Consider the following 25,210-nt stretch of genomic DNA (forward strand, 5'->3'; position numbering starts at 1 on the left):
CATACAGCGCCGGGTTCACCCTGGACACCTATACGCATATCACCAACGATATGCAGAGCGGCGCAGCAGAGAAGATCGTCGGCTTCATGGAAACGGCTACGGCCAAGTCAAAACCGGAACCGCCTGACCCGCTGGAGGAGAGCCGGTGCAAGGTGATACCGTTCGAAAGGGTAGGATAAAAGAAGCGAAGCCCAAGGGACACGCCAAAGTCCTTTGGGCTTTCGCCATTTTGAATTACTGAGTTTCGATACAACAGAATTTGTACTTTTTTCCACTTCCGCACGGACAGTAGTCGTTTCGGCCTATTTTTCCGTGGACCATCCTATATTGCAAAACCCAATCATGTGCTTTCTCACGTCCTATACAACGGATGCGTTCAGCATCGTCTCCTTTCAAATCTGAAAAGAAGCACTTTTTCCCTTTAGCGGCAATCAATCTGTTTTTGCTGTCATACTCCAGTGAAATCCACATAACAGGTATTTCTTCGTTCCTTGATGCGGCGGCGTAAGCATAATCAAGTTGTTCCTGAACGGGACGCTGGATGATGCCTGGGATAGAAATGAAGGCACAGTATTTGATGTCCCCGAACGCCGCTATTGGTACGGTATAATTCAGTTCTCGTTGGCGTTTCAATGCATACTTAATCTGCTCAGCAAAATCTTCTTTTGCGTCTGATGCCAAATCCATCAGGAAATGTGCAAGGTGAATTTTTTCTGGAGAAATATCACGCCCCAAATAGTCAAGGATTTCAGAAATTTCTTTGGGCATATTTTGAACCGGTTTATTGGCCGCCGACGGATTTACAAATAACAGATTAAAGTATTCATCCAAAGATTGTCTGAATCCTTGCCAGAAGATGTTTTTAACATCGCCATACTGGGACGGATTTAAAGCGTATAGATTCCTATCAATGTATAGCCCCAAATGATCAAATTCGTCGTTCATTTGGTATTGAGGAACATGCATTGCTGCTTTTCGCTGTCTCAAATAATGCAAAAAACAGATTGGATTATCAAAATAATCTGCGTATACCAGCAAATCATCATAAGAAATAACAATGGTTTCTTCCTTCAGTGAAATTATACTCAGCTTTTCGGCTTTTGCGGCAAACTCGTTGAAATTATCAACTGTCACAGAAAAAGTAAATATGTGATCGAACGAGTCAAGTCCGGGAAGCTGGAATGTAGGATTTTTGTCGTGATCATAAAATTGCGCAGGAGAATGTTCTGCGATATATTTTACAGTCCTGCTACATTGAGAATCGGCTGCCTCTGCTAATTTTTGATATGCTTTTATATGCGCATCAAAATCTGTAATTGGCGGAGTGGAAGGAAATGAACCTGCTTTAACTTCTATCACAAACAAATTATTCTGATAAGTGATGATAATATCATTCTCATTTGTTTGCTTCAAGGAGTTTTTAACAGGGTAATAGTTGCTGATGTGAGCTTCAGCGCCAGGTAATATCTTAAGGAATAGTTCTTTGACCATTTCTTCGCTTGCCCGTGTCTGCTTTTCTTTCCAGGCTTCAAGGTATTCTGGCTTTCTCTGCATAATGCCTTTTTGGATATTTCTATATATGTTATCAAAAAGAGCATAGTACAAGAAGGCATAAGATGTCCCATCGATTTTAATGAAAGGTTTTTTTGCTACTGGTAGCTCGACAATGGGCCATCCAGCGAATTCGCTTACCCCCCCAAATGTGGTACATTCATTAATGCCGCAGGACAACATATCAATAAACCGAGAGTCCCAACCAGTAATAGCTTCAACATTGATCAAATCACTCCCCAGTAACTTCCCAGCAATCTTTGAAGTTCGACCTTCACCGCATTTAAGTGCGGCCTCAGGACTAATACCTGAGTCAACAGCTTCAACGAATAAGTCATATTCTTTGTAGAATTCCATAATGGCATCTGCGTATCCTTGCGAAAGAGAATACCGGAGTTTTTCTAATCCGTCAATCACTGCTGACGAAGAAACTCCGAAAAGCTCCAGCAAGGCATCGTCATGTGGAGGGAGTAACGCCTTTATCGGCTCTAATTCGAATATTTGATAACGGTTTCCTCTAACCCAATACATATACTGGGACTCCACGATTTCAGTAAGACGAGAATCGTCTATCTCTTTTGAATTCTGGATATGAGCTGCCCAGAAATGATAAAAAAGGAGGAGTTCTTTATATAGCTCCTCAAAATCGGCCACAATCTGGTTATAGAGAGCCTCTTCCTCGTCTGGTGTAGTAGGAACATAATTGTTCTTTGTGGATATTAAAATACTCTGGACATACTCTTGCGCACGGATGAGAGCAATGGCTCTGCTTGAGTATTCGATTTCGCTGAAAATATTAATTTCTCCCATGACGGCCAAGTTTCGCAAATACATGAGGAGAGAATATGGTTCACACTTGGCCACACTCTCTTTTAGTGAGTTTACTTTCTGATTTATGTCCTCGTATTTGGCAGTGTACTCTGTGCGCAGGTAGTCCATCTGTGCAGCGTGTTGCTCTTTTGTTTGATTATTTCTCACAATAGTATTTTTCCCGAAGCGTGCCATCTCAAATATACCATTAGAGAAATAATCGTCCGGGCGGACAGCCTTATTCTTTTCTCTTCGTTCACGACTTTTCCTACTCATACTGTCCCTCCTTAGATTGCTGATGAAAATGGCAGAAATATACTAATATAATTATAGCAAACAGTGCGCACAAACTCAATTTCCGATGTGTCACTACAGCAATGTACCATGGTCTCTGTAGTTAGGGATGGGTTAGGAATTTGGCGGTTTCGACCGCTATTCTCACTCATGCTTCCGCCGTTTTTCTGCCCTCGAACCATCGCTGAGCAGCAATCGCCCAAACCGAAAAAGCAGAACAAAAAGCGCATAAAAGCCGCCTGAATAGGCGGCTTTTATGCGCTAAGTGGTCCGAGTGGGGAGACTCGAACTCCCGGCATCTTGCTCCCAAACGCTTGAACCAAATTTTTTGTGGTAATTTGTAGTGCTTTCCGACACTTTCCGCTCGGTATCCGATATTTTTTTGCACTCTTAAATCCGCTGTTTCCGAGTATTCCAGTCCTGACTGTGGTCAAATATGGGGTCAAAAACGCTTCCTGACCAGGGGCGGCAGGTGTATGCTGGCCCCGGCCGGGAAGCGTCTTTTTGTGGCTTTGGGTTTGGGGTATTGTACCTCTTCCAGGGCAGAGATGCAAGAGGTATTTTCAAGTCAGGCGTATCAATTTTTAACACACCTAAACAAAGAATAGAGCCTGGCAAGAATGTCCTGGGTACGCCCCGTCCGGCTCCAGTTCACAATCTCGTCATGTAGAAAGCGATTGCAAGCCAGAAAAGTCAAAAGTTTCTACCGTAGTGCTCGTTCACTCAGTTGGGAGATGGACGGTAGACAGCCATTTTCTACGTATCTATCAGTATGGCTAAATTGCCTAAGTGGGGAATCAAAAAATTCTATGTCGCAAAGCATTTTAATTGTTGGTGCCCTAAAAGTCACAAGAGTTTATCCTCTATTGCGGCATTTTCTAAAATATGATAAATTGTGTTTAGCGATTACATTGGAGGGGATTTTTTTGAATCCCAAGTACATATTTTCCAACTTCAATATGATATGGCTCCGATAGTCGGCCTACGGGGTGCGTACCTGGCACGGTGTGAACTACCTGATGCCCGTGCCCGTTACGGAGGCTATCCCCTATAACTGCGCTCAGCAGGCGGAAACGCTGGTTTCCAATGCGCTGAACTGGGACGGTAGGTATTTTTGAAGGCAGATGGGTTGGACTGTCTGTGCACTGAGTTTGTAGCCCACCACGGGCTTTTAGGGCTGGACATAAAAAACGCAGGGTCCTGCCAAAAGAGTGCTGCGGCTCCCTGCTACCGTCCGTTCAGTGAATTCGAATACGGTGAGGGGCTGGACCGGTTCCAAGAAGAGGTAGTGGGATTGTATCGGCATTTTCTCAGCACCTGTGGCGAGCTTTCCGGCCAGGGCATGGAGTTGCTCGCACTGTCCGGCAGAGTGCAGTACTGCCTGACCGCCGCCCCCCGCAGATTCTGTGGGCGGTTGACAGCCTGCTCACCATCCTCCGTCTGGCGTATGCAGGCCTGATCACCAGCCCTGCGTCTGTGCTGAAGGTCTGCAAAAACTGCAGAAAGGTGTAACAACACCCACGCAAAGAGCGAATCCTGCGGAACAAAGTGCCGAAATAACTATAATGTGGAGGTACCTCGGGAAAGGGAAAGGATGTAAGCACCTTATCTTGGAGAATGGAGGAGTATCATGCACAGTAACTTTGGTTTTTTAGAGAAAGATTTCCCGGTTTTATTTAACTTTGGACAGTTGGCTGAAGAATACTGTTATAACGATTCCAACTCCTGCTTGATGAAGTTGGGGATGATTGGTGAGACCATCGTCAATCTGATGTTCACCTATGATCGAATTGCACTTCCTGCTGATAATACAGCGGTAAAGCGGATCGACACCCTCTACCGTGAGGGCTTGCTGACACAGGATTTGGTAGATATTTTGCATGCCCTGCGCAAGGTACGCAATAAGGCGGTCCACGAGAATTATGCTTCTGTGGCAGATGGAAAGGCCCTCCTGCCTATGGCGCATAGTCTGTGTGAATGGTTCATGCAGACCTATGGCGACTGGAGTTATCAGCACCATGAATTCGTGATGCCTGCTCCGCAGCAGGCAAAGGCCATGGACAAGGCAGCGGAAGAACAAACCGAAACCCGCTTGGCCCAGGAGGCCGAGGAAAAAGCTGCACAGGCTGAAGCTATTTCCAAAGATAGCCGCCGCAAGCGGGCCAGTCTGACGGCCAGTCAGCGTCAAAAAACCGAGGCAGAAACACGCTACATTATCGACCAGCAGCTTCGGCAGGTGGGCTGGGAAGCTGACACAGAGAATCTGCGTTTCTCCAAGGGAACTCGTCCCACAAAGGGCCATAATTTTGCGATTGCCGAATGGCCTACTGATTCCACCGTAGGAAATCATGGCCGCGCTGATTATGCCCTTTTTATTGGCCTGCAATTTGTCGGTATCATTGAGGCGAAAGCGGAGCACAAGGATATTCCTTCTGTGTTGGATTATCAAGGGAAGGACTACCCGCGCAACATCCGCGCAGCAGATGCGCAGTACCAGGTCGGAACCTGGGACAGCTATAAAGTGCCGTTTACTTTCGCAACCAATGGCAGGCCGTATCTGGAGCAGTATAAAACAAAGTCAGGCATTTGGTTTCTGGATCTCCGCCAGTCCTCCAATGTGCCGAGGGCTCTGCGGGGATGGATGAGCCCAGAAAACCTGTTGGATATGTTGGGCAAGGACATCAACGCCGGCAATCGCGCGCTGGAACAGATGCCCTTTGATCTGTTGCGGGATAAGGATGGCCTGAATCTTCGCGATTATCAGTTACGGGCTATTCAGGCTGCGGAACAGGCCATCATGGACGGGAAAAACACTGCTCTGTTGGCTATGGCAACCGGTACCGGAAAAACCCGGACGGTACTGGGCATGATTTACCGCTTTTTGAAAACAGGTCGTTTCAAACGAATTCTGTTCCTGGTGGACCGCACCGCTCTGGGGGAGCAGGCATTGGATGTATTCAAGGAGGTCAAACTGGAAGATCTGATGCCCCTGGCCGATATTTATAACATCAAGGGACTGGAAGACAAAGAAATCGAGCGCGAGACCCGCATCCAGGTGGCCACCGTACAGGGAATGGTAAAACGCATCCTGTACAATGACGGAGAAACCATGCCTGCGGTCAGCGACTATGACCTAATTATTGTAGATGAGGCCCACCGGGGCTACCTTTTGGACAAAGAGATGGGAGACACCGAACTTCTCTACCGGGATCAGAGGGACTATCAGAGCAAATACCGCAGCGTGATCGAGTATTTCGATGCGGTGAAAATTGCTCTGACCGCTACCCCTGCTCTCCAGACCACCGAGATTTTTGGCCAGCCAGTTTTCAAGTATACCTATCGGGAAGCGGTTATTGAGGGTTATCTGGTGGATCATGATGCACCCCACGACCTTCATACCAAACTGCGGGATGAGGGCATTCACTATCAATCTGGCGATACCGTCACTGTCTACGACCCGGTGACCGGGGAGATCACTAACAGCGAACTGTTGAACGATGAACTCAACTTCGATGTGGAGCAGTTTAATAAGAAAGTCATAACCCGCCCTTTTAACGAGGCGGTGCTGGCCGAAATTGCGAAAGACATCGACCCGGAGAATCCGGAGGAGCAGGGCAAAACGCTCATCTACGCCGTGGATGACCAGCACGCTGACATGATTGTGGACATTCTCAAGAACATTTATGCCGAATACGGTGTGGACAATGACGCGATTATGAAGATTACAGGCAGCGTGGGCGGTGGAAATCCCAAGAAAGTACAGGAGGCCATCAAACGGTTCAAGAACGAGCGGTATCCCAGCATAGCCGTTACGGTAGACTTGCTGACCACCGGCATTGATGTGCCGGAGATCACTAATCTGGTATTCCTGCGCCGGGTAAAATCCCGCATCCTGTTCGAACAGATGTTGGGCCGTGCCACTCGTCTGTGCCCCAAGATCCACAAGACCCATTTTGAGATTTATGACCCCGTCGGCGTCTATGAATCCCTGGACGCAGTCAACACTATGAAGCCAGTGGTAGCCAATCCATCTGAGTCCTTTGGGCAACTGCTGGACGGCCTTGAGGTGCTGGAAGACGAAAAACAGATTGAGTACCAGATTGACCAGATCATCGCCAAGCTCCAGCGGAAAAAGCGGAAACTGGACAGCAAGACCATGGAGCACTTTATCAACATGACCGGCGGCATGGACCCCACCCAGTTTATTCAGCAGTTGGAGCAGGAAACTCCTCAGCTGGCCCGCAACCGTATTTTGGCCCATCGGGATCTCTTTGAACTGCTTGGGGAAACCCGTGCTAACGGCGGTTACCCGGTGGTTATCTCCGATGCGCCGGACGAACTGGTTAGCCATACACGTGGCTATGGCACCGGCAGCCGTCCAGAGGACTATCTGGATGCTTTTGCTGACTACGTCAAGGACAATATGAACGAGATCGCAGCGCTGAATATCGTCTGCACCCGGCCGAAGGAGCTGACCCGGGAAAGTTTGAAGGATCTGCGCCTGACGCTGGACCGGGAGGGCTTTACCACACAGCAGCTCAACACCGCCATATCGGAGCTGACCAATGAGCAGATGGCGGCGGACATCATCAGTCTGATTCGCCGGTATGCTATCGGCTCTACCCTCATCAGCCACGAGGCCCGTATTCGCCGGGCGGTAGACAAGCTGAAAAAGGCTCATAAATTTACCGCCATCGAACAAAAGTGGATTGGCCGTATGGAAAAATACCTCTTGGAGGAATCCGTACTCAATGTGGATGTGTTTGATGAGGATACCCGCTTCAGAAGTGAGGGTGGGTTTAAGAAGATTGATCGAATTTTCCAAAACAAGTTAGAGAGCATCGTGCTGGAACTCAATGAGTACCTATACGACGATGGAGGAAGAAGCGCTTGACAGAAAATAAAGAATTGAAAACGGAAGAACAGCGCATTGGGGAACTGGCACTCCGCACAGCTCAGTGGTGCAATGCCAGCCTATATCAATTCAATCGCTTTGTGAGTACAGTTGAATTTCCGAATGAAGGGAAAACCCCTTGGGATCAAGGTGAAAGTAGCAGTTTATTACATGCTGAGAAGATATTCCTGGTTACAGCGTTATGTCAAATGATTCAATACTTAGAAGCTCTTCAGAATAAACTGCGGGAACGGGGCGATGACTCACTGACGTCGCTTTTAGATGCCGTCGCTACAGAAGATGAACGAAAGCAAATTCAGCAGTGGCGTAATATCAACGAGCATGAGCGAGAGTATATTCAAGGAAAGGGAGTCAAACAAAATCGAGCTAAAGATTCATCTTTATTCCTTTCTAACTTTTTTGTAGGTGTGACTGATAGTATGGTATATGTTAACGGTAATACGAAAGAGATTTATCTTGGACGCATTCGGATTGACCTTCTGATTCCCCGGATAAAGGAAAACCATTCTGCCATTTTAGAACGAACAAAAGAGATTTTTAATACTTACTATTATGGAATTGCGCCATAAAACGAGAGCCTATACTTACCTCGGGAGGAACAACCATGACTACACAGGAAATTGTATCTAAGCTCTGGAATCTCTGCAATGTGCTGCGGGATGACGGCATCACCTACCACCAGTATGTCACCGAGCTTACTTATATTCTGTTTTTGAAGATGGCAAAGGAGACTGGCGCAGAAAGCCAGATTCCCGCTGCCTACCGCTGGGACCAGCTTACTGCCAAAAGCGGCATCGAGCTGAAGAAGTTCTACAAAGAGCTGCTGGCCCATCTGGGCGAAAACTGCACCGGCCGGGTGCGGGAGATCTACCAAGGCTCTGCTACAAACATCGACGAGCCCAAGAATCTGGAAAAGATCATCACCACCATTGATGGCCTGGACTGGTACTCCGCCCGGGAAGAGGGGTTGGGCAACCTGTATGAAGGGCTGTTGGAGAAGAACGCCAACGAGAAAAAGTCCGGCGCGGGACAGTACTTTACCCCTCGCGTCCTCATTGATGTGATGACCCGGCTGATGAAGCCTCAGCCCGGCGAGCGGTGCAACGACCCTGCCTGCGGCACCTTTGGCTTTATGATTGCCGCCCACCGATATGTCAAGGCGCACACCGACGATTTTTACGATCTGGATTCTGACATGGCCAAATTTGAGCGGGAAGAAGCCTTCACCGGCTGCGAATTGGTCCACGACACCCACCGTTTGGCCCTGATGAATGCCATGCTCCACGACATCGACGGTCAGATTTTGCTGGCCGACACCCTGTCCAACCAGGGCAAGACTCTCCACGACTTTGACTTGGTGCTCACCAATCCGCCCTTCGGCACCAAGAAGGGCGGCGAGCGTGCCACCCGGGATGACTTCACGTTCCCCACCAGCAACAAGCAGCTGAACTTCCTCCAGCACATCTACCGCAGCCTGAAGGCCAACGGCAAAGCCCGGGCCGCCGTGGTGCTGCCGGACAATGTGCTTTTTGCCGACGGCGACGGCGAGAAGATCCGTTGCGACCTGATGGATAAGTGTAATCTACACACCATCCTGCGCCTGCCCACCGGCATTTTCTATGCCCAGGGCGTCAAAACCAATGTGCTGTTCTTCACCCGAGGAAAGAGCGACAAGGGTAACACCAAGGAAGTCTGGTTCTACGACCTGCGCACCAACATGCCCAACTTTGGCAAGACCACTCCGCTGAAAACCGAGCATTTCGCGGACTTTGAGAAGGCCTACGAGGCTGAGGACCGCCATGCTGTGCAGGACGAGCGGTGGAGCGTCTTTACCCGGAAGCAGATTGAGGAAAAGGGCAACAGCCTGGATTTGGGACTCATCCGGGACGATTCGGTGTTAGACTACAACGACTTGCCCGATCCGGCGGAGAGTGCTGAGGAAGCCGCCGCCAATCTGGAAGAGGCCGTCGACCTTCTGATGAGCGTGGTGAAGGAGCTGCGGGCACTGGAGGTGCGGGACTGATGGCGAGAGGAAAGAAAAAGGAAACCCTAACGCCGGAAGATCGCTTGCAGGCGGCATTGGTGCCGGAGAGTGCGCAGCCGTATCCGGTGCCGGAGAATTGGTGTTGGACATATTTGGGTTGTGTTTCTGATGTGGTTACAGGGGGAACTCCAAGCAAAAAGCATCCTGAATATTATGGTGGACTGTTCCCATTTTTTAAGCCAACAGATTTAGATTTTGGGCGACATGTTGTAGAAGCAAGTGAATATCTAACCGATGAAGGAAAAATGGTGTCGCGGATTATTCCTGAACAATCCACAGCTGTATGTTGTATTGGAAGCATTGGTAAATGCGGTTTTTTGGAAGTGGAAGGCACAACCAACCAACAAATAAACTCTGCAATTCCAAAGTTCAATCCGCTGTTTCTTTACTATTATTGCAATACCCACTATTTCAACGAAGAATTGTGGAGCAAGGCGTCTGCAACAACTATTTCCATCGTAAACAAAAGCAAAATGGAAAGTTGTGTATTTCCACTTCCTCCTCTTCCTGAGCAGCAACGCATTGTTGACCGCATTGAAAGCCTATTTGCCAAGCTGGATGAGGCAAAGCAAAGGGCGCAGGATGCACTGGACAGCTTTGAAACCCGCAAAGCCGCCATCCTCCATAAAGCCTTCGCCGGCGAACTCACCGCTCAGTGGAGGCAAGAACATGGCGTGGGGATGGAAAGTTGGGATTATCCTCGATTTGAGGACTGCATATTAAAAATGCAGAATGGATTGGCAAAGCGTTCTGGCAGTAGCGGGACCTCTTTTGTTGTCCTTAGGCTTGCAAATCTCTCGGATAATGGTTTTGTAACAGATGATCTTAGAGAAATCCTTTTGGATGAAAAGGAGCAAAAGAATTACAGCCTAAAAGATAACGATGTTCTTATGATTCGTGTGAATGGTTCAAAAGATAATGTCGGAAAGCAGTTTTTGTTTCATGGCAAACTGAAATGGGCGTTTTGTGATCATATAATTCGTATAACATACAAAACTAATCTTTCTCCTGAATATATGGTCTACTTTTCAAAAACCAATACTTACAGAAGATATATTGAGGATAATATGGTTTCAAGTGCTGGTCAAAATACAATTAGCAGAAAAGGAATGGCTTCGCTACTAACCCCGATTCCGTTAATGGATGAACAAACCGAAATCGTCCGCATTCTTGACGATCTTCTCGCCAAAGAGCAGCAGGCCAGGGAAGCAGCCGAAAGGGTGCTGGAGCAGATCGACCTCATCAAAAAAGCCATGCTCGCCCGCGCCTTCCGCGGTGAGCTGGGCACCAACGACCCCAGCGAGGAGAGCGCAGTGGAGTTGTTAAAACAGATTTCGAGTTGTTAACCGGGATAAACCATATAGTATATACGTATGCTAATCAAAAAGTAATGAGGTGCATACGTTTATGGATTATCGTGTATATGGAGTTCCGCTGATGCAGGTCAATGCAAAACACAATATATATGAGACCATTACAGCGCAAGGAAACGTATTGTATCATAAGAGTGTTCCCTCATTTTTAAATCTGCAAGAAACAAGAGTAATTGAAATTGAAAAATGTAGTTGTACACTGGATGAAATGAAAAGGAGATATAGAAAAATGGACACAAAAGAAAAAGATTATATTGAAGAAATTCAGTCGGAAATTGACGATGATTACTCCGACGATTCGCTTTTCAACATTTCGTCCTGGGGGGCAGACCTGTCTTTTAGAGAATTGATAAGCATGTATGAGGAAGACGAATTGGTTAAGCCTGAACTACAGCGGAAATATGTCTGGGACAAGGTTGAAGCAAGCAGGTTTATTGAGTCTATTCTATTGGGGTTGCCCGTACCAAGTGTTTTTCTCGCGCAGTCTGGAAGCCAGAAGTTGATTGTAGATGGATACCAGCGAATCATGACGGTATATGACTATATGCGAGGAATTTTTTCTACGGATAAAAAAGTGTTTAGACTGTCCAATTCTGATAAAATCAATGCGAGATGGAGAAATAAAGCATTTTCTGAACTCTCCACTGATGATCAGCGGAAAATTAAGAGTACTACGATCCATGCCATAATTTTTGAACAGAAAAAACCAGAAAATGATGGTACGAGCTTGTATCAGGTATTTGAACGTATTAATACCAGTGGGCGTACTCTTACCCCACAGGAAATCCGAAATTGTGTATATCAAGGCTCATTCAATACCATGCTCTTTGAAATTAATGAAAATAGAACATGGCGAGAATTGTTTGGTACAGAAGAAGCCGATAGCCGAATGCGTGATCTGGAGTATATTCTTCGCTTTTTTACTATGAAAGAAGGCGATATTTTAGATGCCGAAAGTAAGCAAATTTCCCTGAAGAAAGCGCTAAATGATTTTATGAAAGCGCATAGAGAAGACAATCCTGCAAATATTCAGAAATTTAAAGAAGAATTTGAGAAAACGGTACAGTTTGTCTATGACCATATCGGTAAAAATGCATTTAGGAATTATACTCGCGGTAAATTTTCTAGGAAATTCCACCCAGCCATTTTTGATGCAATTATGGTTGCGGTGTTCCTGATTGATAAAAAAGGTCTTCAAATTGCTGATGTTTCTCCCGAAAAGCATGTTGCACTTCTTGAGAATCCCGAGTTTAAAGAAGCAACCAGTAAACGTACCACTGATGTGGAAAACATCCGGAAACGTATTTTCCTTGTAGGAAAAATGTTGTTCGGGGTTGATCTCAAATGAAGCAGGAATTACAGGATATGCTGGATGAGTGCACAGCAGAATTGAATGATATTGACGAACGTATCAAGGCTTTGCCATCATTAGATAAAGGAATACAGTATTTTACCAATTATGCACTTATAAAAGCCTGTGGTACAGTCGAATTTGTGTATCGTTCTATTGTTGCAGATCATTTTTCTCAACTATCAAATAGTAGAATTGATACATATCTCGATACAACAATAAGGCAAGGATCAAATAGTGCAAGATATGACAACATGAAGAAGATTCTTAATAAATTTGATACTCAGTGGGGCACCAACTTTCAAATGGCAGTGAAAGGGAACCCTAATGGACAGCGGTTTATCGATGCCTCCAATTCGTTGGTTACAAATAGGCACAATTTTGCACACGGAAAAGCTCCCACAGCAACATTTTTAGAAATTAAACAGTACTATACAGATGTTGTTAGCCTTGTCCAGATTTTTGATTCAATAGTTTGCTGAGCAAAATTTTTCTTTACCCTGGATATTTTTTTGAACCTGTGCTATTGTGTCTTGCTACAAGGAGGCGAGACACATGAACGAAACTCTGAAATTGCTGTACGACAGATTCTATATCCCTCTGCCTATGGCAGAATCCGAACAAGAAGTGGAAACCTGCCACCGGCAGCTCATTGAGCGGTTGGACAAGCCGGAGCGGAAACTGGTGCTGCGGATCATCGATGCCCAGAACCTGATGATAGAGCAACGCTCCGTGGACAGCTTCATCTGCGGCTTCCATCTGGCGTGGGAAATGGCAAACGAACTGAATCACTACATGGAAGAGCGCCCGGAGCCGGAGGAAATCTCTGATCCGGGCGCAGTTGGACAATTTAATGGGGACAGACTCAACCCAACGGCTGTTCAAAGGATTCCTACTTTCTAAACGGCGAACAAATTTCTGCAGCGGTGCGCTCCGCCGTATGGTCGTAGTGGTTGCCAGGGTTTAGCTGAAACACCGTGTCCCCCACCTTTCCCTGATAGAAGTCCTGGATCTCTCATGCTATCTGCTGGAATTCAACGCGTTTTCTATACTGTACAGCAAAGGGACTGCAATACAACAAATATACGCCGTTGAAGTTGTATGGAACTCTATCGTAAGGAAACTAAGAATCGTGCGAACACATGATTTTCTTGCGTATTTCTATTGAATATGCTATTATTATATACAACGCTGTCAGGTGTTGGAATGAACCTTGGCGGCATGACCGCATAAACCAAATGCTCTGCCGTCTGGCAGAGCATTTTTGCTTATCAGTATGGAGGAGTCTTCTTATGGCAGTCAGTTATAAAAAGCTCTGGAAGCTACTTATTGACAAAGACATGAAGAAGAAAGACCTATGCGCAAAGGCAGGGATCAGTCCTGCCTCGGTTACTAAGATGGGGCGAAACGGCCATGTCACTACAGAGATCCTCCTGAAGATCTGTACGGCACTGGATTGTCAGATTGAAGACATCATAGAAATAATCCCAGAACATGAGGAAAGTTTAAAATAAGGAAATGGATCGGAGGGACAATATGTCTTTACAGCAGCAATATCGCGACCTGTTTGATAAAGAAATTATCCAGAAAAGTAAAGGCATTATTTTTTCATTTTGTCCCATCAAAAATTGCTATCAGTTCAATCCATACGCTCATGCGGTTTCTGGATCTGGTGTAGAAGAATTGGCAGAGTTAATGCGCCACAATTTGCTATTTTATGCTTTTGGAGAGGAAGAAGTTGTCCGGTTTTACAAAGAAGATCTGTTCGAATCTTTGGAAAATGCAGCAAAGTATGCATATAAACAAAGGCTCCCCAAACGAGCCGATATAACTGATGGTTTACCCAGTGAAGCTTTGTTAGATTTGCTGGTACAAATGTATAACCCAAATGCGTATAAGCTTGCTATGCGAACTATTTTTAGGCAAGATGATAACAACGAAATAAAAGGATATGATCTTACATATTTTACGAAGGATCAAACAGGTATTTCTCTATGGCTTGGGCAAGCAAAATTGGGAGAAAAAGATTACTGCAGGTCCAGTATTAGTAAAGACCTTTTAACCAAATATACTAAAGAGTATTTAGCTAAACAGATTTACTTTATTTGTGATAAACGGGTTGAAATTACAGATGACGCGAGGGATATTTTGGCTGAAATCAATCGAATTAATGCAATTATGGTTGATCAAGATGAGCCTCATCGTATTGCTGCGTTACTCGAGTATTTTCAGAAAAGCAATATTAAAATTCGGATTCCATGCTTGCTTGCATATGGAGAGAGTAGCGTTTATAGTGATGTAAAAGATGTCTTTAATAAAATTCAAACAGAGGTTGAATCCATCCGGCAGTATTACGCAAAACATACTTATTCATTTGGATACATTACCCCAGAAATTATTTTTTATGTATTCCCCATAGAAAGTGTTGAAAGATTGAGAGATAAGGATCGTGGATTCTATGCAGGATTATGTTAGTCAATTACTATATGCAATAAACAACTATAATCCCGATGATTCAGAATCTGTTAATGTATTGCGCGACCTTGTTTGCTGGGTTTCAGATAATGAAATGTTAAAGAATGACAAGGTTATTGCTGAGCTCCTTTATATTGCATCGCAAAAAATGAGAGTTTTTGGTTATAACATACTAAATAACTTCACTGAGGAGCCGATTCCTTCAACAGGATATTTGAGCAACATCAGTGAGTCATCTATAACTAATCTATATCGATCAAAAGTTTATTCAAATAATATTTTGGATAAAAGCCAACAAGAGGTGGTTGACCTTTTTCAAAATCTTACAGTTCGGAGACTACTTGTCAGTGCGCCAACCTCTTATGGGAAAACATTCTTAATGAGGGAAATTGTTTTTCTGAACAAGGACAGATATCATAATATTTTATTAGTTTTTCCTACCGTTGCATTACTGCTGGAAAACGCCAGAATGATGCAGAAATTTGTTTCAGATAATGCGCTGAACTACCAAATTATTAAAACAGTTGATGTGACTCTCGATGATGAAACCAATTATATATTTGTTTTTACCCCAGAGCGTGCATTGCAGCTAATTGCAGCTTTCCCGGATTTGAGGATAGATTTCTTTTTCTTTGATGAAGTTTATAAAATTGACGAAGATTATTGTACTGATGGGACTGAAGAGGACGAGGATAAGAATAGTTCAAGGAATCTACGAAATTCCAAGGCGGAAGTTTCTACACAAGAATTTCTCAATGAGGATAGAGGGAAAACCTTTAGAATAGCACTATATCTACTCTCCAAAACAGTTGGCGAATATTATCTTGCAGGGCCTAATTTAGCCCAGGAGCATTTTGGGATAGGAATGTTACGCTTTTTGAGTTCTAATCAGATTACCGTGAAAGAAATTAACTTTGAGCCTACTCTAAGAATTGCGGTCAATGCCTACAATACGAGGATTGAAGAGAAGATGCCGGAATGTCTGCCTGATTCAAAAAATACAGGCTTAATTCCATATGGTACAAAAATAAATGACCGCATTAGAGAAGTAGTCTCTTATATTGGCAATAAAAAATATGGTAAAACACTACTATATTGTAATTCGCCGAGAAAGGCTGCAGAATATTCTGTTAAATTAGCCGGCAAAATGGACAAAGAGATCTATGATAGCTTTCCAGACAACTTTAAAATGTTTATTCAACACATCCAAAGAGAGTATGATATTGACCACTCTGCAGACGAATGGAGCTTTATTCAAGTTCTCAAAAAGGGATTTGGTATACATCACGGAAAACTTCCAAAATATATTCAGCAAGAAATTTTGGAGCAATTTAACAAAGGCACATTTGACATTATGTTCTGTACATCAACAATTGTTGAAGGCGTAAATACTGATGCGCAAAATATGATAATTTTGAACGCATCCAAGGGTGGGGAAAAACTTACACCATTTGACATCAAAAATATAAAAGGTCGAGCTGGGAGGTATTATCATTGCTTTGTTGGTAGAGTATTTTATATGTCAAAAGAACTTGTTGAGATTGAAAACTCGGAATCCCTATCACTTGACTTTGTTACATATTCCGACAAACCCATTAGCGTTATCGATTTGGATAATGCAGATATGCAGGACTTATCCTTCCAGAATAAAGAGGAAAAAATCAAACGTGAAGATATTACAAAGAATTTTATATTGCCCAAAGAGATATTTGCTATAAATCGAACTATTTCGCGGGAAAATCAAGAAAAATTAGCGCGAGTACTACTTGAAAATGCAGAATTCTCCAAATATGCTAACTGGATTACTTATTCGGTTGATGTTGAAAACTTCCTGCATTTTAGGTGGATCTCGAAGATTCTTGACACCTACTGTAAAGCAGGGCTAATTGATGAACGCACAAGAAAGCGATTTTCAGCAATTGCAAACAATTATTATTCAGGAGGCTTTAAGGCTATCCTTGAATATGAGATTGATATGTACCGAAAGGGAAAACGCAAAACTATGGATGATGCTTATTCCCACGCATTTAATTCGCGGAGAGATATTTTGGAACATAAAATTCCAAAAATATTGTCACTTTTCGAAAGTGTTATTACCTTTATAGCAAATAAAAAGAATGTGAATGTTGAAAATTTCTCATTGTCAAAAGTGAGCAGATATTATGAAACGGGAGTAAAGACGTTATTAGGAGAAGCGTTAGTTGAATATGGGTTCCCGACGGATGCCATTAGACGTATAGAAGAGCGACATAGAGCCATAAGCAATATGTCTGTTACCGAAGCAAAGAAGTATTGTAGAGAGAATTATCAAGCAATACATACATTGCTTGACGAATATGAAAACACTCTTTTTATCAAAGCAATGAAAACATTCTGAGCCGACTTGAGGTTTTAATATGTTATCTCCCGGCCTTTATGAACAAGTTATCAATACCGCTCTGAACCGCGAGCTTTCGGAGATCCCCGACGCCCGCAAATCAGTTGCGCCTCTTGACAAGGCAGAGGCATCGAAAGTACTGGCGCAGTATCTGGCGGATGTGGTACAGAAGGGCCTGGACAACGTACTGGACAACGGTGGAGACATCTCCACGCAGATTGGTCTCGCCAATAAGATCGTAGATCTCATTCAGAACACAACCCAAGAAGCTGACTTTGCCACGCTGAGTGTTGAGCAGCGGGCAGAGCAGCTTCTTGCGCTTTTACGGGAGCAGGACCCCCGGCTGGCCGTAGGCAAAACGGCTGCCGACCTGATCCGGCCGGAAACCTCCATCGCCCAGAGCAGCCTGTTTACCGGGGCCATTCATGAGCCACAGATGTACACAGAGTTGAAAAAGGAGATTGTCTCCGCCGACCGCATCGATATGCTGGTGTCCTTCATCAAATGGAGCGGCCTGCGCCTCCTGATGGATGAGTTGAGGGAGTTTACCCAAAACGGAGGGGAGCTGCGGATCATCACTACCTCCTACATGGGAGCTACCGACGTAAAGGCGATTGAGGAGCTCCGGGCACTACCGAACACCCGAATCAAGGTCAGTTACGACACCAAGCGCACCCGGCTCCATGCCAAGACCTACGTCTTTTACCGGGATACCGGCTTCACCACCGCCTATGTGGGCTCCTCCAACCTGTCCAACGCCGCCATCTCCAGCGGCCTGGAATGGAATGTGAAGGTTACCCGCAGGGATCTGCCGGAGACCATCGACAAGATTGCCGCCACCTTCGAGAGCTACTGGAATTCCAGCGAGTTTGAGTATTACTCCGAGGATCAGAAGGAGCGGCTGGCCCGGGCACTAAAGGCGGAAAAATACTTCGATTCCAATAATGCCGAAGTCTACACCATGGACATCACTCCCTATTCCTACCAGCAGGAGATTCTGGACAAGCTGGAGGCGGAGCGTACTGTCCGAAGATATACTCGTAACTTGGTGGTAGCAGCCACCGGTACCGGAAAAACGGTGATCTCTGCTTTGGACTATAAGTATTTTTGCAAGCAACACCCCGGCAAACCCTGCCGGCTGCTTTTCGTAGCCCATCGGGAGGAAATTCTGCGGCAGAGCCTGTATACCTTCCGAGCGGTTTTGAAGGACGCCAACTTCGGGGAGCTGTTTGTGGGCAGCTACCGGCCAGAGGGCATTGACCACCTGTTTCTTTCCATTCAGACCTTCAACTCCCAGGATTTCACCGCCAAGACTGCCCCGGATTTTTATGACTACATCGTTGTAGACGAGTTCCACCATGCGGCAGCGCCTACCTATCAGAAGCTACTGTCCTACTATCAGCCCCAAATTCTCCTGGGCCTGACTGCTACCCCGGAGCGTATGGACGGCAAAAGTGTACTGCCCTACTTCAACAACCGGATTGCCGCGGAAATTCGTCTGCCGGAGGCCATTGACCGCAAGTTGCTGTGTCCCTTCCAGTATTTCGGTGTCACCGACACGGTGGATCTGAACACATTGAAGTGGAGCGCCGGCGGCTACGATAAGGGAGAACTTTCCAATCTATACACTCTCAGCGGAGCTGTGGCCAATCGCCGCGCCGATCTGGTGGTGTCCTCGCTCTTGAAGTATGTGACCGACATCGATGAGGTAAAGGGCCTGGGCTTCTGTGTTTCTATCGAGCATGCGGAGTTTATGTGTCACTATTTCAACGATCGCGGGATTCTGTCCATCTTTCTAACTGGAAAATCCTCCGATGAGGAGAGAAAAGCCGCCAAAGGGCGGCTGGTGAGTGGCGAGATTCGTTTCATCTTCGTGGTGGACATCTACAACGAGGGTGTTGACATTCCTGAGGTCAACACCGTGCTGTTCCTACGTCCCACCGAGTCCCTGACCATCTTCCTCCAGCAGCTGGGCCGTGGCCTGCGGCTTGCGGAGGATAAGGAGTGCCTGACGGTACTGGACTTCATCGGCCAGGCCAATAAGAAGTACAATTTCGAGGACAAGTTCGCCGCCCTGTTGTCTAACACCACTCGCAGCGTGACCCGAGAAATTAAAGACGGATTCGTTTCTGCACCTAAAGGGTGTTATATACAGTTGGAAAAGAAGGCCGCCAAGTATATTCTGGACAACATTCGCGCCTCCTACGGCAATACTGCCGGGCTTGTGTCTCGGGTAGCCAGCTTTGCGGAAGATAGCGGTTTGGAACTGACCCTGGCAAATTTCCTGGACTATTACCACTTGGACCCCAGGGCAATTTACAAGTTTTCTTCCTTCTCGCGGATCTGCGCCCGGGCGGATGTGATTGCAGGTTTTAGCGAACCACTGGAGGAGGTGCTCACAAAAGCCCTTGGTCGGTTGGCCGTTGTGGACTCCCGACGCTGGATTCGTTTTTTGCTGGATCTGCTACCCCGTTTGGACAATGTGGATTCCACGGCGCTAAGCGAGCTGGAACAGCGGATGCTCCAGATGTTCTATGTGACCGTCTGGGGTAAGACAGCAGAGAGTTGGGCATCCGATGAGGTGCTGGATAATCTGTATGCTCTATCGAACAGCCCGGTGCTGCTCAGCGAGCTTTTGGATCTGCTTCGCTACCGATACGAGCAGATCGATTTTATTGACGAGCCAGTAGAACTTGGCTTCGATTGTCCTTTGGATCTCCACTGCACCTACACCCGGGATCAGTTGCTGGTGGCGATGGATTTTCTGAAACCGGCGACGGTGCGCGAGGGAGTCAAGTGGTTGCCGGAAAAGCAACTGGATGTGTTCTTTGTGACACTGAATAAGGCAGATAAAGACTATTCGCCCACCACCATGTATCACGATTATTCTATCAATGAAAACCTGTTCCACTGGCAAAGCCAGAGCACCACAGCGGCGGACTCTCCCACCGGCCAGCGGTATATCCATCACCAGAAGCGAGGGAGCAAGGTGCTGCTGTTTGTCCGGGAATTCAAGGCGGACCGGATCGCAGGAGGCGCAGCAGCCTATACCTTCCTGGGAACGGTAAATTATGTGAAGCATGACGGGAGTAGGCCCATAAATATCACATGGAAACTGGACCGGCCTATCCCGGCGAAGTTTTTGAAGAAGACAAATAAATTGGTGGTGGGATAGATGATTAAAAGAAATCAACTGATTTATGCCATAAAAGATGGAGTGGCAACGAGTATCGAAAATGTCGAAAGTGGATTGAAATGTGGTTGTATATGTCCCTCCTGTGGTGAACCATTGGTTGCAAGGAAGGGGGCAAAGCGGATGCATCATTTTGCCCATTATTCTGGCCACAACTGTGAGTATGGATATGAAACATCACTCCACTTAGCAGCAAAGGAGATTTTATCAAAAGCAAATCGAATTATGTTGCCCGCAGTATATATTCAATTTCCCAATTCGCCAAAGGCTCCTGAACTCTATTGCGAATCCAAAGAAATTGAAATTGAAAGAGTTGAATTAGAGAAACGCTTCCAAGATGTAATTCCAGATGTGGTCATATATGCTGGCGGAAAACAGCTATTTCTTGAAGTATATGTCACTCACGCCATCGATGATGTAAAGTTAAAGAAACTGAAAGAATCTGATATTTCCACTATTGAAATTGATTTAAGTCGAAAAGAACATTCAATTTCTCTGGAAGAGCTGCAAAATGTTTTGCTTGACGAAAGTGACGAAAAGAAGTGGGTGTATAACTCGGTAGCAAACAAATACTTGCAATATTTTTATGCAGCCGCAGACCAAAGAGATATTATTTCACGTAGATTTGCACTCCATGTTGATAATTGCCCAATCGAAGCACGAACTTGGCATGGCAAGCCATATGCAAATTATATTGACGATTGCCATGGTTGCAAGTATTGTATTTCATATCAATTCGAGGGCAGGATGCTCTGCTCCGGGAGAAAACGTGTTGCTACTGTAAAAGATTTTCACATTTCAGAAGATGAGCGATTGAAAATAAGTGATAAAGAAATATTAGAGCGCAAAAGCAATTCTTTTACAAAGTACATTTGTCCTAATTGCGGCGGGAGATTGGTCGAGAGAAATGGACCATTTGGAACATTTTGGGGATGTAGTAATTATCCACATTGTAGATTTAAGGCATCTCCAGACCCCCAAACAGGTGAAATAAAATTTGGCTCATAAGATTTTAATATTCGACTATATGATTGGGTGTGAAGCATTTGGCTGTTGAAGTGGTCGCGGCCCTGATTTGGGACAACGATAAATTTATGATCTGTCAACGTCCGGTCCATAAGAGCCGTGGCCTTCTCTGGGAGTTCGTTGGAGGCAAGGTAGAACCCGGAGAAACAAAAGAACAAGCTCTTATTCGGGAGTGTCGGGAGGAGCTGGCCATTACTCTGGATGTGGGCAATGCATTTATGGATGTGGTCCATGAATATCCGGATTTAACCGTCCATCTAACGCTGTTTCATGCTAAGATCCAGGAAGGTATCCCTCAGAAACTGGAGCATAATGACATCCGTTGGATCACAGTGGATGAGATCGACCACTTTGAGTTCTGCCCAGCTGATGAGGAAATTCTGGAGAGCCTGAAGCAAACCTTTTAAAAGGGGATAAACAATATATGAAAGCCGATTCTCTGTGCACCGCCTGTGAATCTGAATTGGATCTGTCCTCTGCTTCGCTTAGCGCATCGTATTACTATGATTCACTTCCCCATTGCGTTATCGATTCCGTATTTTCCATCGGAGTAAAATACACAAGCACTCAAAATGTTGTGAAAAACTATTGTACTTATTATGGGTTGCGGGAATACAACACAAAACAAGACAACGATGGTGACACCCACACGATCTCGCAATTGGTTGAACATATTGAGTCGATGGGAATTGAAAAAAGCGCCGATGTCGTTTTCAGGAACCATCAGCGCACATCATCTCGTAACGGAATTCTCAAGGTGGACGCAGTACTTCGATTTGCCCGAATACTGCAAAAGTATGGAGTTGAGACACTGGCTGACATAACTGCAAAAGGGATCCCTTACAAAGCAGAGGAAGAAATACTGCGAATCCCAGGGCAACGGAGCGGGTTATCCCTTCGATATTTCTATATGCTCTCGGGAGATGATTCACAAGCCAAACCCGATCGCCATGTGCTACGGTTTCTAAAAGAGCACACAGGGTGTGATTACACCATTCAGCAGGCACAGGATGTGCTTGGAAATACGGTGGAGCTTCTCAAAGGTAAGTATCCCCATTTGACCGTGCGACTTCTGGATTATTCGATTTGGGACTATATGGCACATCGCCGGAAAAATAAAATGGCCAAGCAATACCATAAGCTTGTCCGTGATCGCATCCCAGAGATTATCGAAGCAGATGGAAAGACCTGCGTCTGTGAAACGCTCTCTGATAAGGAGTATTTGTGCTTGCTGGACCAAAAATTGAATGAGGAACTGGCTGAGTACCAGGAGAGCAAATCCCTTGAAGAACTGGCCGACCTTTTGGAGGTTATGCAGGCCGTAGTAAAAGCCAGAGGCTGTACAATGGAGCAGTTGGAATCGTTGCGGGCGGAGAAGGCCGCCAAGCGTGGCGACTTTGAGAAGAAACTTCTATTGAAAGAAGTTATTGAGAATTGAGGTGAACCCTATCAAAATCTTTTTGTAACATGTGTCGTTTTGGTGGAATCTCCCTTGGGCGCTTTTGTCGAATTGTGCAAAGAGAGGCGTTGGTGTTTAAAATTGAAAGGGTTGCGCCTTGTCTGCCTCTGCCGGCCTCCGCTTCCTAAAACACCTGAAAAAACAGAGAACTGCCATGGGGTAAGATTCTTTTCCCATGGCAGTTCCCATTTGGAAGCATATAGGGTTTACAGCTCAAAGTTCACAGCCGGGGCAAAGAAGGCGTTGCGTGCCTTGATCTCGCGTATATCCGCGTTGGTAATGGTGAGCTGACGGCGGATCCATTCCTCATCATGCAGGGGCACCGAGGAGATGAGAGCCTTATTGGCCATGGGGAACCAGCCGGCAATCGACAGTGTGCAGAAAAAGCCGATCTGCGCTCTGACAGGCTTGATAGTCCTCCGGAACTCAAGGATTGCAAGATCATCCGCGTGCACAGGGTTCACTGCCATAACCCGCACAAAGGAATCTGCCCGGCGCACCCGGCCGCTGTAACAGCTCCGGTATGAGTAGACATTCTCATCATCGGGGATCTCGGCAAAGATACGCGCCGTGCGTTCTCCCAGAAAGAGGGCGTTATAGGAGAGGTATGGCTTTCCTACATGGGCGGAGTTGAAATAGAGGTAGTAGCGCTCCATATGCTCCGCAGCTTCATCCTCCCCGGGCTTGAAAAGCCGCTCCACATCCTGCGGTTCCGTTGTGTCCACCAGTGAGACCAGGCTCACCCCCAGCACCTGCGCAATTTCCGAGAGGGTGACAATGTCAATGGAGATCTCTCCCCGCTCGTACTTGGACACTGTGGACTTGCCCCGGCTGAGGGCCTCAGCAAAGCCGGTGAGCGTATAGCCCTGCTGGCGGCGCAGAAAACGGATCCGCGCTCCCACAGTTTTGCATATTTCCTCCATATAGGCACCTCAATTCCACTTAAAAGAAACTTTTCTTCCGAATTTCCCAAAATCTGCGAAGTAAATAAACAAATATATTATATCACCGCCTATATTCCACTGCAAGTGGAATATAGGCGGTTTCTTTCCCTTTATAAGACATAACCACAATTTGTAAGCTTCTGCTGGCAGTGCTATACTTTACCTATTTAAAGCAGAATAAACCAAGTAAGGAGGAAACATGATGACGATACTGCACAACTGCCGCCTTGTAAGCGCACTGACCGAGGACTATGACGGGGAATTTGCCGACGTTACCCTGGAAAACGGACGGATTGAAGGGATTTATCCTGTGGGACAGGCTCCGGCGCACCAGGGAGCGAAGACGCTGGATATCAAGGGCATGACGCTGCTGCCCGGCTTTTTTGACCTGCACGCACACCTGATGGTGGTTAATCAGGATTGGAACTACCTGATGCTGCGGCCGCAGAACCAATACCTGATGGACTGCGTGCGCTATGCCAAGGAGTATCTCCGCCTGGGCTTCACCACCATCCGCGACTGCGGCAACGACTACTATGCCAGCGTGGCCGTACGGGACTATATTGCCGACGGCACCATCACCGGCAGCCGCGTCATCACATCCGGCAAAATTCTCTCCCCCACCACCAAGGGCAACTCCTCTTTCGGCACACTCTATAAAGAGGTGGACACCCCCAGTGAGATGATGAAGGTCTGCCGTGAGGAGATGGAAAACGGTGTGGACTTTATCAAATACATGTGTACCGGTGCCGTGCTGAATCTGGGCGGTGAGCCGGGAGCCATGGTGACCACACCGGAGGAACTCTCCGCCATCGTCCGGGCAGCAGACAGCCTGGGCACCTACATTGCCGCCCACTGCCACGGCACCCGGGGCATCAACGAGGCGGTAAAAGCAGGCGTGTACACCATCGAGCACGCCTCGTATATGACCGAGGAGAGCGCGGAGCTCATGATCAAGTACAAGACCGGAGGCATCATCCCCACCTTCTCCATGCCTTACACTCTGGTAAAAGACTACGCTGGCAATACCACTCAGGAGTTCATCGACAAATCCCGGGACGCCATCGGCCACATGGCCGCCAGCGCAAAGCTGGGTGCCGAAGCAGGCGTGCGGGTGGGCTTCGGCACCGATCTGGATCTCAGGAATGCCCTGGAGCACACGGGCATCGAATTCCTCGCCCGGGCCGAGTTTGGCATTGATCCAGTGGAGATCCTCCGGGAGGCCACCATTGAGAGCGCAGCCATCGTTGGCATGGATGATGTCTGCGGCACCATCAAGGCCGGAAAGCTGGCGGATCTTTGTGTATTCGACGGCAAGCCCGATGAGGACATGAACGTCATGAGTCACTACCCCGTATATGTCTTCAAAGAAGGACGAATATTTCAGGACTAAATAGG

General features: G+C 46.4%; 15 protein-coding genes and 3 pseudogenes. 16 read left to right on the forward strand and 2 right to left on the reverse strand.

Annotated features, from left to right (window positions below; genetic code table 11):
• Positions 1 to 2: 2 nt before the first annotated feature.
• Positions 3 to 179, forward strand: a pseudogene (locus KFE19_02530) (site-specific integrase).
• A gap of 55 nt (positions 180 to 234) precedes the next feature.
• Here the strand turns inward: KFE19_02530 and KFE19_02535 are convergent.
• A pseudogene (locus tag KFE19_02535) lies at positions 235 to 318 on the reverse strand (SEC-C domain-containing protein).
• A gap of 3,967 nt (positions 319 to 4,285) precedes the next feature.
• Here KFE19_02535 and hsdR point away from each other — a divergent pair.
• The 14 genes and pseudogenes from hsdR (at position 4,286) to KFE19_02605 (ending at position 22,847) form a co-directional block, all read left to right on the forward strand.
• Positions 4,286 to 7,549, forward strand: coding sequence for a type I restriction-modification system endonuclease (gene hsdR / locus KFE19_02540; protein QUO38416.1), 3,264 nt, complete (start codon positions 4,286 to 4,288; stop codon positions 7,547 to 7,549).
• Positions 7,546 to 8,139, forward strand: a complete 594-nt coding sequence (locus tag KFE19_02545; GenBank protein QUO38417.1) for a hypothetical protein — start codon at positions 7,546 to 7,548, stop codon at positions 8,137 to 8,139. Before hsdR ends, KFE19_02545 begins: the two co-directional genes overlap by 4 nt.
• 35 nt (positions 8,140 to 8,174) lie before the next feature.
• Positions 8,175 to 9,593 (forward strand): N-6 DNA methylase, encoded by a 1,419-nt coding sequence (locus KFE19_02550; GenBank protein QUO38418.1) that lies wholly within the window; start codon positions 8,175 to 8,177, stop codon positions 9,591 to 9,593.
• The gene (locus KFE19_02555; protein QUO38419.1) at positions 9,593 to 10,960 is read left to right on the forward strand and encodes a restriction endonuclease subunit S; all 1,368 of its coding nucleotides are present in this window, start codon (positions 9,593 to 9,595) and stop codon (positions 10,958 to 10,960) included. Before KFE19_02550 ends, KFE19_02555 begins: the two co-directional genes overlap by 1 nt.
• 256 nt (positions 10,961 to 11,216) lie before the next feature.
• Entirely contained in the window at positions 11,217 to 12,335 is a 1,119-nt protein-coding gene (locus KFE19_02560; GenBank protein QUO39500.1) for a DUF262 domain-containing protein, read from the forward strand.
• Positions 12,332 to 12,820, forward strand: coding sequence for a hypothetical protein (locus KFE19_02565; GenBank protein QUO38420.1), 489 nt, complete (start codon positions 12,332 to 12,334; stop codon positions 12,818 to 12,820). The genes KFE19_02560 and KFE19_02565 overlap by 4 nt, the downstream gene beginning before the upstream one ends.
• A 73-nt stretch (positions 12,821 to 12,893) precedes the next feature.
• Positions 12,894 to 13,133, forward strand: a pseudogene (locus KFE19_02570) (hypothetical protein).
• A gap of 497 nt (positions 13,134 to 13,630) precedes the next feature.
• Positions 13,631 to 13,852, forward strand: coding sequence for a helix-turn-helix transcriptional regulator (locus KFE19_02575; protein ID QUO38421.1), 222 nt, complete (start codon positions 13,631 to 13,633; stop codon positions 13,850 to 13,852).
• A gap of 22 nt (positions 13,853 to 13,874) precedes the next feature.
• Positions 13,875 to 14,813: a DUF1837 domain-containing protein gene (locus tag KFE19_02580; GenBank protein QUO38422.1), complete on the forward strand. Its 939-nt coding sequence runs from the start codon at positions 13,875 to 13,877 to the stop codon at positions 14,811 to 14,813.
• A complete protein-coding gene (locus tag KFE19_02585; GenBank protein QUO38423.1) occupies positions 14,788 to 17,190 on the forward strand; it encodes a DEAD/DEAH box helicase family protein in 2,403 nt (800 codons plus the stop codon). Before KFE19_02580 ends, KFE19_02585 begins: the two co-directional genes overlap by 26 nt.
• A 19-nt stretch (positions 17,191 to 17,209) precedes the next feature.
• Complete coding sequence (locus KFE19_02590) at positions 17,210 to 20,365, forward strand: DUF3427 domain-containing protein (protein ID QUO38424.1); 3,156 nt, start codon at positions 17,210 to 17,212, stop codon at positions 20,363 to 20,365.
• Positions 20,366 to 21,391 (forward strand): topoisomerase DNA-binding C4 zinc finger domain-containing protein, encoded by a 1,026-nt coding sequence (locus KFE19_02595; protein QUO38425.1) that lies wholly within the window; start codon positions 20,366 to 20,368, stop codon positions 21,389 to 21,391. It abuts the gene before it with no gap.
• A gap of 38 nt (positions 21,392 to 21,429) precedes the next feature.
• The gene (locus KFE19_02600; GenBank protein QUO38426.1) at positions 21,430 to 21,816 is read left to right on the forward strand and encodes a (deoxy)nucleoside triphosphate pyrophosphohydrolase; all 387 of its coding nucleotides are present in this window, start codon (positions 21,430 to 21,432) and stop codon (positions 21,814 to 21,816) included.
• Positions 21,817 to 22,529: 713 nt separating this feature from the next.
• Positions 22,530 to 22,847 (forward strand): nucleoside triphosphate pyrophosphohydrolase, encoded by a 318-nt coding sequence (locus KFE19_02605; GenBank protein ID QUO39501.1) that lies wholly within the window; start codon positions 22,530 to 22,532, stop codon positions 22,845 to 22,847.
• A 227-nt stretch (positions 22,848 to 23,074) separates the two neighbouring features.
• On the opposite strand, the gene KFE19_02610 is transcribed toward KFE19_02605, so the two are convergent.
• The gene (locus KFE19_02610; protein ID QUO38427.1) at positions 23,075 to 23,791 is read right to left on the reverse strand and encodes a helix-turn-helix transcriptional regulator; all 717 of its coding nucleotides are present in this window, start codon (positions 23,789 to 23,791) and stop codon (positions 23,075 to 23,077) included.
• Positions 23,792 to 24,011: 220 nt separating this feature from the next.
• On the opposite strand from KFE19_02610, the gene KFE19_02615 reads away from it, so the two are divergent.
• Positions 24,012 to 25,205, forward strand: coding sequence for an amidohydrolase family protein (locus KFE19_02615; GenBank protein QUO38428.1), 1,194 nt, complete (start codon positions 24,012 to 24,014; stop codon positions 25,203 to 25,205).
• Positions 25,206 to 25,210 lie beyond the last annotated feature (5 nt).

Source organism: Dysosmobacter sp. Marseille-Q4140 (assembly GCA_018228705.1).
Taxonomy (GTDB): Bacteria; Bacillota; Clostridia; order Oscillospirales; family Oscillospiraceae; genus Oscillibacter.